This is a genomic window from Mucilaginibacter sp. SG538B (assembly GCF_013376065.1).
Taxonomy (GTDB): Bacteria; Bacteroidota; Bacteroidia; order Sphingobacteriales; family Sphingobacteriaceae; genus Mucilaginibacter; species Mucilaginibacter rubeus.
Window position 1 is genome coordinate 304,770 of record NZ_JABMJI010000001.1, and the last position, 14,575, is coordinate 319,344.

At 43.2% G+C, this 14,575-nt stretch carries 9 protein-coding genes; 2 read left to right on the forward strand and 7 right to left on the reverse strand.

What is annotated here, in order from left to right; all coding sequences use genetic code 11:
* Window positions 1-105 precede the first annotated feature (105 nt).
* Window positions 106-813, reverse strand: coding sequence for an esterase family protein (locus tag FHW88_RS01185; RefSeq protein WP_176622494.1), 708 nt, complete (start codon window positions 811-813; stop codon window positions 106-108).
* A gap of 164 nt (window positions 814-977) precedes the next feature.
* On the opposite strand from FHW88_RS01185, the gene FHW88_RS01190 reads away from it, so the two are divergent.
* Window positions 978-1,766 carry an alpha/beta hydrolase gene (locus tag FHW88_RS01190; RefSeq protein WP_255485191.1) on the forward strand — a complete coding sequence of 263 codons (789 nt, stop codon included), beginning with the start codon at window positions 978-980 and terminating at the stop codon, window positions 1,764-1,766.
* 115 nt (window positions 1,767-1,881) lie between these two features.
* On the forward strand, window positions 1,882-3,693 hold the full coding sequence (gene typA, locus FHW88_RS01195) for a translational GTPase TypA (protein WP_176622498.1): 1,812 nt from the start codon (window positions 1,882-1,884) through the stop codon (window positions 3,691-3,693).
* Window positions 3,694-3,725: 32 nt separating this feature from the next.
* On the opposite strand, the gene FHW88_RS01200 is transcribed toward typA, so the two are convergent.
* The 6 genes from FHW88_RS01200 to FHW88_RS01225 form a co-directional block, all read right to left on the reverse strand.
* Complete coding sequence (locus FHW88_RS01200; protein ID WP_176622500.1) at window positions 3,726-6,536, reverse strand: S8 family peptidase; 2,811 nt, start codon at window positions 6,534-6,536, stop codon at window positions 3,726-3,728.
* A gap of 97 nt (window positions 6,537-6,633) precedes the next feature.
* Window positions 6,634-7,464 (reverse strand): M57 family metalloprotease, encoded by an 831-nt coding sequence (locus FHW88_RS01205; protein WP_090533853.1) that lies wholly within the window; start codon window positions 7,462-7,464, stop codon window positions 6,634-6,636.
* Between the two features lie 258 nt (window positions 7,465-7,722).
* Window positions 7,723-8,196, reverse strand: a complete 474-nt coding sequence (locus tag FHW88_RS01210) for an aspartyl protease family protein (protein ID WP_218117110.1) — start codon at window positions 8,194-8,196, stop codon at window positions 7,723-7,725.
* Window positions 8,197-8,445: 249 nt separating this feature from the next.
* On the reverse strand, window positions 8,446-9,075 hold the full coding sequence (locus tag FHW88_RS01215) for a response regulator (protein WP_176622502.1): 630 nt from the start codon (window positions 9,073-9,075) through the stop codon (window positions 8,446-8,448).
* Window positions 9,076-9,148: 73 nt separating this feature from the next.
* The gene (locus FHW88_RS01220; RefSeq protein ID WP_176622504.1) at window positions 9,149-12,010 is read right to left on the reverse strand and encodes a two-component regulator propeller domain-containing protein; all 2,862 of its coding nucleotides are present in this window, start codon (window positions 12,008-12,010) and stop codon (window positions 9,149-9,151) included.
* A gap of 279 nt (window positions 12,011-12,289) precedes the next feature.
* Window positions 12,290-14,572, reverse strand: a complete 2,283-nt coding sequence (locus FHW88_RS01225; RefSeq protein ID WP_176622505.1) for a BamA/TamA family outer membrane protein — start codon at window positions 14,570-14,572, stop codon at window positions 12,290-12,292.
* Between the last annotated feature and the right edge of the window lie 3 nt (window positions 14,573-14,575).

Sequence of the window (14,575 nt, forward strand, 5' to 3'; positions counted from 1 at the left end):
GGTTTCAGGTTGATGTAAATCTTGCTCTTTATTTTTTCATTTTTTTCCTGTCTCTTAAACTCTTGCTTTTTATTTTCTTGTTTCTTGAATCCTGATCTCTTGTTTCTATTTAATCGTTGATAAATAATGTGGGAACATTTCGCGCCAGATGGGCCAGTCGTGATTGGCAAAAGGGCGGATATCCAGCCAGTGTTTAATGTTTTTTTGTTTTAAAATATTTGAGAGCTGGATATTATACCCTTTACATATGTCATACTCGGATGTACCAAGTACAATGTTCATTTGCCAAAGGTCATGATGGTTACTGCCCGGCAAAAAATCGACCGGGTTATTATAAAAAATGTTATCATCATAATAACCATCGGTAAACATTTTAATATCAAAGGCCCCGCCCATGGTAAACAAATGCCTCACCTTTTCAGGATGTTTGAACGCGAAATTGGCGGCATGATAGCCCCCAAAACTACAGCCGGCGAGAGCTACCTTGCCAACGCCTGTTTCATGCATGGCCCAGGGGATGAGCTCGTTTATCAACATGCGATCGTATCCTGCATAGGTTTTGGCCCTGTCGGCCGGGTGGATGCCTTTATTGTACCAGCTGCGGTCGTCGATAGTATCGGGGCAGTAGATTTTCACCAGTCCATTATCAATAAACCATTTTACACTCTCGATCAGGCCGAAATCTTTGTTTTGATAATAGCGGCCTTTGGTAGTAGGGAAAACGATCACAGGATAACCGCGGTCGCCGAAAACCAGCATTTCAAGGTCGGTGTTGGTGTTGGGTGAGTGCCAGCGGTGAAATTTTTCGGTCAAAGCTTGTAGTTTTTATAATGATTGTAAGTTAGGAGGTTTGTTTGAAAAAGGCAACAGCCTGATAATATTAATCCTTAGCCGCCAAAAAGTAAAAAGTATAGCTTATTTTTGCGCCCTTAATTTTAATTTAGAAAGAGATGTACCCGGCCTGGCTTGATACTGAAATGACAATAACCGAACAAGAAATAAATATAACCTCGGCACTACTCGAGCGGGAAGTGACCTTAACCATCCTGAAGCCGGAAGATAGTGATATTGCCGAACCGCTAAACCTGCTGCTGCTTAATGACGGACAGGAGCTTGAAAACCTCGGATTAAAAACCACGCTCGAAACATTATATAATACCAATCGCCTTAAGCCAGTGCTGATCGTAGCTATCCATGCCGGAGATAGCCGCCTGGATGAATATGGCATTGCCGGTAAACCCGATTTTAAAGGCCGGGGTGCCAAGGCTGGTCTATGTACTCAATTTATAAAAGAAGAATTGCTGCCGCAGCTACAACAGCTAACCGGTTTTAACGAATTTGATACAACGGCTTTTGCAGGCTTTTCGCTCGGCGGTTTATCTGCTTTTGATATTGTTTGGAATAACCCGGTGTTATTTGATAAAGCGGGCGTTTTTTCAGGTTCGTTTTGGTGGCGGGGAAAAGACCTTGCTAAAGGCTATACCGATGCCGACAGATTAATGCACCAGGTGATCAGGGAAACCAAAATCAAACCGGCTATCAATGCCTGGCTGCAAACCGGTACCAAAGATGAAACCAGCGACCGTAATAAAAACGGCATTATTGATGCCATTGACGATACAATAGATCTGATCAGGGAAATGGAAGCCAAAGGTTTCAAACGCCCGGAAGAAATTCAATATGTTGAAGTAGTAGGAGGTACCCATGACACTGCTACCTGGGGCAAGGCGATGGCCAGGTTTTTGGTTTGGGCTTTTGGGAGATAAGGTATTAACTGCCTTTTGATACTTTGATTACATTAATTATTACCTATAACTTCTAAACGCTTTATAATCTCATATATTAAGCGTACCTTTGCGCCAAATTTTAGGGAGCATTTTCATGCAAAAAATAAGAAATATCGCGATTATAGCGCACGTTGACCACGGTAAAACTACTTTGGTTGATAAAATTCTGCACAGCTGTGCCATTTTCAGGGACAATGAGCAAACCGGAGAGTTAATCCTTGACAACAATGACCTTGAACGTGAGCGTGGTATCACCATCGTTTCAAAAAACGTATCTGTAAGGTATAAGGATGTTAAGATCAACATTATTGATACCCCTGGTCACGCCGATTTTGGCGGCGAGGTTGAGCGTGTATTGAAAATGGCCGATGGTGTATTATTACTTTGCGACGCTTTTGAAGGCGCTATGCCTCAAACTCGTTTCGTAACTCAAAAAGCTTTGGCTTTAGGCCTTAAGCCAATTGTAGTTGTAAATAAAGTTGATAAAGAGAACTGCCGCCCCGAAGAAGTTTACGAACAAATTTTTGAATTATTCTTCAACCTTGAAGCTACTGAAGAGCAGCTGGATTTCCCGGTTATCTACGGTTCATCAAAACAAGGCTGGATGAGCACCGATTATAAAAAACCAACAACGGATATTTTCCCGTTAATGGATGCTATTTTGGAAAACATTCCTCCGGCGCCTATTGCTGAAGGTACTTTACAAATGCAGATCACTTCGTTAGATTATTCATCTTTCGTAGGTCGTATCGCTATCGGTCGTGTGGCACGTGGTACTATTAAGGAAAACCAACCGGTATCTTTGGTAAAACGCGACGGCACCATCCAAAAATCAAGAATAAAAGAGCTTTATACATTTGAAGGCTTGGGTAAAGTACGTGCTACTGAAGTTAGCTCGGGCGATATCTGTGCCGTAGTTGGTATTGAAGGTTTTGATATTGGTGACACCATTGCCGATTTTGAAAACCCGGAACAACTGGAAGTAATTAAAATTGATGAGCCAACAATGAACATGTTGTTCACCATCAATACTTCACCTTTCTTTGGTAAAGAAGGTAAATTTGTTACTTCACGCCACCTGCGCGATCGTTTGTACAAAGAGATGGAAAAAAACCTGGCGCTTAAGGTTGTTGAAACCGAATCGCCTGATTCATACCTGGTTTATGGTCGTGGTATCCTTCACTTATCAGTATTGATCGAAACTATGCGCCGTGAAGGTTATGAATTGCAGGTTGGTCAGCCGCAGGTTATTATTAAAGAGATCAACGGTGTTAAATGTGAGCCGGTTGAAACCCTGATTGTTGACGTACCGGGTGATGTTGCAGGTAAAGTAATTGAACTTGTAACTCAACGTAAAGGCGATTTGTTGATCATGGAGCCTAAAGGCGATTTGCAACACCTTGAATTTGATATCCCTGCACGTGGCATCATCGGTTTACGTAACAACGTGTTAACTGCAACAGGCGGCGAGGCTATCATGGCACACCGTTTCAAAGCATACGAACCATGGAAAGGTCAGATCCCGGGCCGTTTAAATGGTGTATTGGTATCAATGGATACCGGTAAAACTACTGCTTTCGCAATTGATAAATTACAGGATCGTGGCAGGTTTCACGTTGATCCCGGAGTTGATATTTATGAGGGCCAGATTTTAGGTGAGCACATTCGCGATAACGATTTGGTTATCAACCTAACCAAAGGCAAGCAGTTAACCAACATGCGTGCATCAGGTAGTGATACCAACGTAAGGATTGCTCCGGCTATCAAATTCTCGTTGGAGGAATCAATGGAATATATCCAGGCCGATGAGTATATTGAGGTTACGCCGCAAAGCATCCGCTTGCGTAAGATCTATCTTAACGAAAACGAACGTAAGATCAACGCTAAGAAATTTGTTAGTCAATAATTTTCAATAAACAAGTATATGAAGCCCTTCGGTTAACCGGAGGGCTTTTTTGTTATCAGTTTACCATTGTAAACTACTTTGCCATTTAGTTCGATGGTATAAACATACATGCCTGCCACGAGGTTTACGGGGATGGTGTTTTGTAATTCATTGATGCTTTTAACCAGGGTTAACTTACCATCGATGCTGTATAGTTTAAATTCGTAATTATTGATATCGCCGCTGATTATATTGATCTGGCCGGCAACAGGGTTGGGGTATATAACAAATTGGTTGGGCTGTAAATAAACAGCATCGGCTATGTTGGAGTAGATGATATCGCCGTTGATTGTGGTGAGTTTTGCCCGGTAATATTGTTTGCCTTGTCGGGGATTATTGTCTGTATATATATAATCCACCGTCGTACTAACCGGGATGGTATTTAAAGTAACGTATTGGCCGGCAGTTGTAGTTTTTTCCCATGTGATGGATTTAAGATTATAAACACTGCCCAACTGCAGGTTGAGCACAGTGGTATTGTTAACTACATTTGCCAATAATGTTTTTACATAGCAGCCAACCCCCTGCGTGGTAGCATTAATAGTATAACTTTTTAGCCCCTCAAAACCACTACCTGTGGCGCTCACCGCAAAATAAGTTGAAGTTTGCTGCTGCGCCGGTATAATGATGCTGGTATCGGCGGTTGATGCAAATTTTTGAAGCAGGTTATCTTTAATAGTATAAACGCTATAGCCTGTGCTGCCCGGCTGAGGTTTCCATTGCAGAAGCGTACCGGCGGCGCAATTATATCCTATATCAAGTGTTAGAGGTTTTGAAATGCTGAACTCCGCGCTTGTAAAAGTTTGACCGCCTATATCCATTTTAAGCATGGTTTTGGTAAAAACATCGGGCGCTGTCCAGGTATAATAGCGGTTTTTAAGGGTGGCATTATTGATGGCCTGCCAGGTTTGGCCGTGATCATAGCTAACGCTTATTGTACCCGATGTGGTATTGAATGAGCTTTGCCATCGCAGGTAATTATCCTCGCCGGCAAAAAGCTGGTCGCCGGCCGATGGGCAGATCCATTCAAATCGGTTTGATATGGTCTCCTGGTGGGCAACATGAAATTTTTGTGTACCGGCAGTAACCTTTCTGCCCTTAACATGCACCATGTAGATGCCTGCTGCCGGGTTTTGTAAGCTTACCTGTTCTGTGTTGTTTAATGTATCCACTCGTCTTTCTGCCGGGGCGGATAACGAATCGGCAGAGGGGAAGCTGCTGAGCACCCATGGTAAAATTTGCTGCCCGGATGGTGTGGTAACAGTAAGATCGAGATCATTTACCAATGCCCATGGTGCGTTAACGGCCGCCGCGGGGTCATTCCAGGCCAATGAAACTTTAAGCTCCCTGCAATTCGCGGGGACCGTTATGGAATAGTCTGTTTGTGTAGCATTGCTAACCGAGCCGGTAAAAATGCGTTTTTCATTGATGGTGCGTAATGCTTCCAATGCATTCAATAAACCATAGCCTGTTTTATGGCTGGGACCTGATGAGCCTGTTTCATCGGCCGAGTTAATGAGTACACTTTTTATAAGCGCGGCAGATGGCAGTTGTTTATATTGTGTTTTATAAGCTTGCTGCAGCAAAGCTACCGTGCCTGATACGAGGGCTGCAGCGCCAGACGTACCATCCTCACCATCCGCGATCAATTCGGGCTTGATGCGGCCATCATATGCGGGTCCTGCCGAGCTTAAGGGTTCGGGGGCACCCGTTCTGCCGGTGCCGCCAACCACCAATACATTTTTAGCCTGCTTAAAGTCGCCCGAGAGGTTGGCTACCCCGCTTATACCGTTGTAAACCCCGCTTTCAGGTGCAGAAGTGCCGATATTGCCCGATGAAAATACATGCACCAGCGAATCATTTTCAAAAATCTGCTGATCATAAGCGGCACTTTCGGCCCCGTAATAATTTTCAATGCCGGTACCGTACGAGTGGTTTTGCACCGAAATCCTGAATGATTTAAAAATGGCGGCGCTATCGGGCATTAATTGTGCAAAAGATGATGACGTGAAATTTACTTTGGGTGAAACTCCCAGGCCTTTGATATAAGAGTTGCCGTTGCCGCCTATGAGGGTTGCCATGGTGGTAGCATGGCCCGATGTGATATCAGAGGCTTTAAAGGATGTGAAGCTGCGGCCTAACAGGTCGAGATCATTATCGTAGCGGTCTTCCTTTACAGAAACATTAATGCCGGATCCGGTTATGCCCGGAAAATTAGCCCCTATGGCCGACATGGTATTTAAACCAAGATCAATATCGCTAATGGCAAGTTCTGCATGAGGTTGGCGCACCTCATTGGCAAATAATATATAGTCCTGCTGAAGTAAGGCAGGCAGGTTTTCTAATTTGATGTTAAGACGTATTAGGTTGCCGGTTTGGCCTGTAATGGCTCCGGACTGTTGGATGTGGTTGATAACCGTGTCATTGACAGCGGTAACGGCAACCTCAACGGCTTGTGTGCGTGCCGGATGCTGCTTCCAGTTCTTCGCAAGGTTATCCGAAGCTTTCCAGATGGGGGAAGCGGCGCTGTTATTTATAATATTAGCATCGCTTTTGATAGCCGAGGCTGATGATACTACATAATAGTTATAGGAAACCCGTTTGATGATATTGTATTTCTGGTTATCGATATGTGCCGGATCTTTAAATTTTACAAGGTAATACTGGTTGGGATTTTTTTGCGGAGATAAAGATGTTGCCTTATAAAGTGAGACAATTGCCTCGTCGCTCATGTGTTTTTGTGACCATGACACTTTAAAGCTTAAAAAAAGGAGCAATATGGTAACAGGTAGTCTTTTTGTCATAGGCGGTAATGTGATCAAACCAATAAAGGGGAGCTGCAGCATCCCCTTTATTGATAAAGCTATTTAGTTGAAATGTAAAAAACAACTATAGGCGTTATTAGTATAAATAATTTAACGCTATCTGATCGTTGGCATTAAACGTACGGTCGGTACCGCTTGAGCAGGCTAACATCCATGAGCCGGCATCTGCCTTGGTTGGTGTGCCCGGAATGTTGATAGCGCCTATGCCTGCCGAACCTTCGTTTACATGTCGGCCGCCGCAGCTGAACGCGCGGTTCATATAGTCGGTATGACGGAAACCGATACAATGGCCCAACTCGTGCTGAATAACTGATGTTACATAACCCAGATCAGGGTTAGTGCCATAAGCCTGTTCGTTGGTGTTCATCTGGATTTGGCTATACGGGTCGCCCGATGAAGTAGGGAAGCCTGATGAACCTAAAGTGATATAACCGCCGCTTGGGCCCTCGTTAAAGCCGATGATATCGATTGTGCCGCCACTGCTAACCATTTGAAATTTAAGCGTGAGGTTTAAAGCATTGTAACGTGCAACCGCCGCGGTAGCCGCGTTAAGGTAAACAGTAGGCAGGTTTGTAACTGATACGGTTACTGTCCTGGGCAGATTTTTAACCAGGTTTGTGGTACGGTACTGCTCAACATCGGCAATTCTTAAGGTAGGGCTGGTGCTTGCTTCGGCTAAATTAGCTTTAGTGAGCAGGATATCTCCTTCAACAAGATAGCCATCGCCCTGCCTGCGCACTTCATCGGTGCTGAAGCCTAAGTTTGTAATACTTTTCAGTACATCATCCGGAATAGCGGTTGGGCTGGTGGTTGTAGTTTTTGCAGCCTTGTCTTTTGAACAGGAGAATAGTACAGAGACTCCGACAAGCACGCTTAGTCCGATCCCTAATAATAGTTTTCTTTTCATTGTTTTCGTTACGTTTTAGATGTAAAAGTAGAATTAATTTCAGCAGCCGGCCAGCGCTATTAACTTATACGCAATATATAAATAAAATGTTATGAATTTATTAATAGAAAATAACAAAAAAATATTCTTTTTAGGAATTATTGTCTTTTTATCCGATTGATATCGAAATTATAATTGTCATTTTGACTATTATGCCAATTATAGCTTTGTTTAACTGGATGAGTGTTTTTAGGAGCACAGCTTGTTGGTTAGTTAACATTATCTTCGGATATACAAAGCCCCGCGTATGCTTGACAACGGCTTTTTTAGTTTCAGTACCTGTTTCCCATAATCAATAACGGCTTTATACTTCATTAAAATATCTCCGCCCAAAACACCCAGTACCTGCGGGTGCCCCATTTGGCCGTAGGCGACATTAATGGTGGAAAGATCAAGCACAGCTACTTCAAATTCGGCGATAGGTAAGTCGCCGATGTGCAGGTCGCTGACTGTTGCTGTAAAAGATTCCATGGTATTAGTGCCGAGGCCAGTGGAGAGTTTATCGCTGGCTAAGATGTTCATGGTTTCATTGGCTTCTGAAAGCACCGTTTGATCAAAAGCGGTTTTTGACGCGCCGGTATCCAGCACCATAATAAAAGTTTTTTCAAACAGCATAACTTCAACCAGCGGGTGGAAACCATCGTCATGCAGGTCGATAATACGGAGCGGGACAGATATAATCATTGCAGGCATGCCAATTACAGATGTGCAAATGTGCAGATTAAAGCAGTGATTATTATTGATCCTGTTAGAAAAAAAATCCGGCAGTAGTTTTAGGATTTAATTAGATGGCATCTTTCACGGTGTGATCTTTCAATTGTGATAAGGTTTAGGCTTTAAAGATCACCAACAGGGAGTTAATTTTAACAACGCCTTTTAGTTTCTTTATAACGCTAAATTAGCGTTAACCATTAAGTCCTGCAATACTGAAAAAGTGGTATATCAGAATGCGCGGAATTTATTAATAGCTTCTACTTTATTTTGTACCTGCAGTTTGATGTAGGTATTGCGGATGTGTTTTTTAACGGTTCCGGTAGAGATATCGAGGCGATCGGCGATTTCTTTGTACTGGAGGCCGCGGGCCAGGTGGTTAAGTACTTCAACCTCGCGTTCGGTGAGGCTTTCGGCAGCAGGGGCAGGCAGTTTATCGGTGTCGGCATTGAATGATGCGATGACCCTTCGCGAGATATAGGCGCTCATGGGCGAACCGCCTGCAGCGATTTCGGTAATGGCGTTCCTAATCTCATCGGCCGAAGATTCTTTGAGCATATAGCCGGTTGCGCCGCTTTTTAAGGATTCAAAAATATTGGTGTTGTCATCGTTGATGGTGCACATCAAAAATTCGGCATGCGGGACAAAGGGCTTGGCCCGCCGTATAAATTCAATGCCCGACATGCCTTCGAGGTTTATATCCACGATAAAGATATCCGGTTTAAGCTGGTCAATTTTTTTTAATACGGCTTCGGCATTGGAATAAGAACCAATTAAAGTTACACCGCTCATATCATGAATAATCTGTTCCAGCCCGCGCCGGTAATGTAAATTATCCTCTAACAAAACTATCTGGAGCATGCTTTTCGGTAAATATAAAATGCTAATTTCCTAAATTATCCCGGCTTTCTTTATACCTATTATGGGGTATACGCTAAAGGTTTAGTTTAAGGCCGATGGATGTGCCTTTACCGTGGGCGGTATCAATTTTCAGTTCGGCGTTCAATCTTTTTGCCCGCGTGTGAATATTCCGGATGCCCATGGTTTCGTGCTTGCGCACATCGGGGTCAAATCCGCGCCCGTCATCACGGATGCTGATCTGCAGCCGGTTTTTGTAAAGGTTGATTTCCAGAAACGCGTTTTGTGCCTCCGAATGTTTGACAATATTGTTTAATACTTCCTTAACAAGGAGGTATACCTGGCGCCTTTTTTCGCCGCTGATGGTAACCGGGGTTTCACTGACGGAGGCATTTACATGGAGGTCAATATTGCTGTATTCAAATATTTTAATGGCTTGTTTATGAATAAAGCCGGCCAGGTTGCTTACTTCGTCGTTTTCGGCATCAAGGCTCCAGATAATTAACCTTACCTGGGTAGATATATCGGTAATGGCTTCATGAATAGCGTCAATCTCCTTAAAAGCCGGCTGATCGGCCGTTTTGCGGCTGAGCAATTCGGTCCTGAGCTTAATGCCGGAGATGCTTGCCCCTAAATCATCATGCACCTCACTGCTGATGCGCTGTCGTTCGCGCTGCAGGGCAAGGGCATTTTCATAGTCCTTTTTTTGTAAGCCGATGATGGATTGATAATATTTCCGTACCAACAGGAAAGCGATGATTATGGCACTTAATACAGCCACCACCTGCAGCCACAGCTGTTGGTACCATAAAGGCATAACGTCAAATTTAAAAACGAGCGGCTGGCTTAACTGGTTAAAACGGTCGGCAGCCAGGGCTTCTAACTCATAGTTTCCGGGGGGCAACAGGTCGAACCGTTTTTCGCCGGAAGGCGCGACGCTCCAATTTTTATCAACCCCCTTAAGCCTGAAGCGGTATTGTATTTTGCCCATGCTTTTGTAGGATAGGGCAACGCAGTTAAATACAACAGGCCGGCCGTAAGTAAAGCTGTTTTGAGTTCCGGATATCCCGTCATTAATCAACACCGGTTTAGGCAGGGCGGTGTTCCCTAAATTTTGAGTAACGGCTATGCCCTGATCTGTAGCTATATAATAATCATGACCGTTCTGTACCACATCGGCAACGTTATCCGAGGGGAGCCCGTTACTGGTATTGAGTAAACTTATCCGGTAATTTTGATAATGATTATAGAAGCTGATAATGCTTACACCGTTTGCGGTGCAGACCCATAGTGTATTGTCATCTGTCCATACCAGTTTACGGATATCGCCTGAAAAAATAGCAGGAGATCTAAATTGAACAATTTTTTCGCCGGCCAGCAAAAACACCCCCTGAGCTTCGGTGCCTATCGCACATACTTCATTATTTGATGCCAGGCTTTTAACAACATTTATTCCTTTATTGGCTAATATCCGCACATAGGTGATATCATTAGTAGTGGGCATTAACTGGTATAACCCATAAAGTGAACCTATCAGCAGTTTGTCTTTATACCAGGTAAGAGATGTCATACGTATGGGCTTAAAATTGTACCCCTTTTGATGTTTGAACTCATCTGTCAAAACGCCAACTGCATTTTGTGCAAGGAAATACACTGTGTCGGGTCGTGAAGCAATTCCTTTTATCGGGCCATAAAAAATTTTTACAGAATGCCATGATAACGGGTTCTTATTCGAAATATCTAACCTGAATATACCATTATCGGTACCAATCATGAGCCTGTTGCCCGGAATTGTAAGCAGATTGGTTATCCGGTTAAAGTCAGACCTGTCTTGATTTATAGTTATAGTACCAATCGGCGGCGTTTGATTTGCGCCAAGTTTCATATAACTCAGTGTGCTTAAAACATGCCCGGTAAAAAGGTAGCCTCCTGCAATGGCCAGTTTTAAAACATCTTCATTGGCCAGCCCGCTTTCTTTGTTAATGATTTTTATTTCGGGATTGGTGCACAGAAAAAACCCTTTGTCATAACTGCCAAACCATAAATTATTTTCCCGGTCAATAACCGTGGCGGTAGTGATGTTATTATTAAGGTAATTTTTCCGCTCGCCGGTAAGATAGTTAATAATGTAGGTGCCCTGTTTTACCGTTGTAACGGCAAACGTATTTTTGCCGGTAAGGTACACCGAAGTCACATTCCCGGTAAAAAAGATTTTACTGAGCGGGATGATCCCGGTTTTTTGATACCGATAAACATGTACCCAGTCTTTAGTTATCAATAACAAATAATTTTGCTGTAAAGCCAACCGGTAAGGTTTGATATTGGTATTGGCGGTTTGAAAACTTAGCTGGCCGGCCTTAAGCTCTTCTTCGAGGATGTCAAGGTCGTTTTCAGATAGGGTGATCTCTTCTCCGTCAGAACCATAAATGTACCCGTTCAAATACCGGATAGCATGTCTTTCCGATTTCAATTCCTCAAAATGGTAAACTTTGGTACTAAGCCTGTAATTTACACAGAGCTCATTATAGCGGTTAAAAAAGAAATTGGCGAAGGGTGAAACGATTACTTTTTGAGATGAATTAAGCTTATGTATAAGCCCGTTTTCATAATAACAAACCCGGTAGTTATTACAGTAAAAAAAGATCCGGTGATAATTATCCTCGGCAATCCGGAAACACTCATTGTTTTCCAGCCCATCGGCCGATGTGAAGTTTTTAAAATGCTGGCCGTCAAACCTGCTTACGCCTTTATCGGTGGCCAGCCAGATAAAACCCCTGCTGTCCTGCATTAAATAGTTAACCCTTGAACTGGGCAGGCCATCAGGGGCGCTATAATTTTTCAGGTAAACTAACTGATATGGAATGCCGGCATATACCCGGCCCGGGAATAGAAACAGCGTTAATATTAAAAGTTTAAAAAAAGGGCTTTTTAGCGGCATTCTATAATTTGTATCAATTTAACATCGCTGCTTTTTATCAATATGCAATGATACGGTGTATCGCTTTGTTTTGTTGTATCACCGATAAATTTAAAAAGAAATGATTTGTATTGAATACAGTTTGAAAACGGCGAGGGAGCCGATCCAGTGTAAAACAGACGCGTATGTGTATGATTGATTGCCTATTAAAGCAAACAGCACAATAGCTTTTGGCTAATTGTGCTGTTTGGCGCTATGCTATATGCCAAGCTTAACTTTTGTTATATTTAGACTGTAAAATTAAAACGGATACCCGATTGCGAGGTTAAATACACTCCGGTTAAAGTTGAAATCCCAACGAGGCTCGTTAGCACGAACATAAGGTGTTCGTAACGGGATGCCCAAATCGGTACGAAGTACCAGCACCGTTAAATCAAACCTTAAACCAAAGCCGGCATCAACGGCAAAATCGTTATAAAATTTCTTGCTGAACACTGCTCCCGGTTGTAGGCTGTTGGAGTGCAGCAGCCAGATATTACCTGCGTCAACAAATAAAGCTCCGCGTACAATACTGAACAATTTTGGGCGGTATTCGATATTAGCTTCTATTTTGATATCGCCCGATTCATCTGCCAGGAAACCTCCGGTACCTAAGCCGGTTTGTGGGTCAAATGAACCCGGCCCGATGGCCCTCGCCCTGAATCCCCGCAGGCTGTTTGGTCCGCCTATAAAAAACTGCTGACTATATGGTAATTGGGTTGAGTTGCCATAAGGTAAACCAACACCCACTATGAACCTTGTGGCAATAGTGCTGTTGGGTGCGGTTTTATGGAAATACCTGATCTCGTTTTCGAACTTTACAAACTGGTTAAATATCGCGCCGAAAAGTTTTTTAGGTTTTCCACGGGCACTATCGGCACCGGTTACCAAACCATATATGTTATTTGAGAGGGTTACTTTGCCATTGTAATAAAACGTATTGGTGCGGTAATCTTCGTTGGTATTGGTGAAGGTATAGCTGTAGCTTGGGCCCAATATAAACTGCTTATCAATTACATGCTTTAAGGCCGGATTAACAGGGCCATTAGCCGGATTGATACTTGCCTTATATTCGTCAGATACACTTAATGGATTTACAAACTGAAAATTGATAAGGTTAAGCTCATGCGAACGGTGCTCTGTTTCGCGCCACTGGTAACCAAATGATAGGTTAAATGAATTTAAGTTGTATAGTTTTTGGCGGTTTACAATAGAATATCCGAGGCTCAGATTTGTATGCGGAATGTAGGCATCAGCCGCTTTTGGATAGATAGGCCCGATAAAGCGCGGCCACGACAACGTGGTTTGAATACCGGCCTGGTACACATTATAGCCGGCATTTTGCCCACCTGCCTGCACATCCGTACTTCCAAATAAGGTTACTTTTAAAGCTTCGGCACCTTTAAAGGCATTGCGGTTGAGCCAGTTTAAGTTTACCTGTGTACCGGTGTAATTGGCTGACGTGGTGCGCCCTAAAACATCAAGCGATAGTGATTTCTTTTTGTATTGGGTTAAAAAATAATAAACGTCGAGTTTTGATGAATCGGCTGATACATCCTCAAATCTGTTTTTTACAAACTTGTAAGGGCCGAGGTTAATGAAGCGGTTAAGCGAATTGTTATGAGCGGTACGGTTATAAACCTGGCCGGGTCGCATCAGCACGGTATTGGCAAAAGTGTAAGTATGCACTGTGTTGCGACGCTCAACAATGTTATACCATTTATAAAAAATGGCTTTGTCCTTCATCAGCGAAGTATCCCTTAACGAGTAACTCGGATACACATAAATATTGTTGATGGTATAAATGTTTTGGGCGCGACCAGGTGTTTCATTTTTAACAGCCACAAAAATATCAACCTGGTGCCCGGCTATAGTGCTATCGACATGCATGATGAGGTTTTCGGGTGAGAAATAGTAAAAACCTTCTTCTTTAAGTTTAGCGTCAATGCGCAGCCGTTCGGTTTTAATAACATCAAGGTTGTATTTATCGCCAACTTTTAGCAGCGTTTTTGCCGACGTTCCGGCTACTGCGGTATCGATAGTGCGGTTACCCTGCGGAAATACTACCTTCCTGATTTTATAGCCCGGCCCGGTTACTGCTGTATAAACCGCTTTGGCAACTTTTGACGTTGGTTTTTTGCTTACCGTATCGCCGCTAACCTGCGCCTGAAAATAGCTTTCATTTTGTAGCCTGTTTTGCAGGATTTTGCTGTTTTGATCAAGGTTAACAGAACTAATAAGCACAGGAGGCTCACCTTTTTTGTTAAGCCAGTGGGCAAGGCCTTTGGTTTTATTGGTTTTTGTTTTAAAGTACAGCCACAGTTTAAATCTCAAACCTAATATGGTACTGTTAGGCACCGGCCTTAGTAAAGCCCCAAGCTCTTCACTTAAAGCTTTTTTCTCGCTCTTTTTCAACACCGAATCTTTGATCACAACCTCGCCGCCGGTGTACAGTTTTTGGCCGGGCGCCAGGAATTTAGTGGTACTGCAGGCACTCAGTAAAACACATGATGAAAGCAGTATATATTTTAAATGTTTGGTCATGGG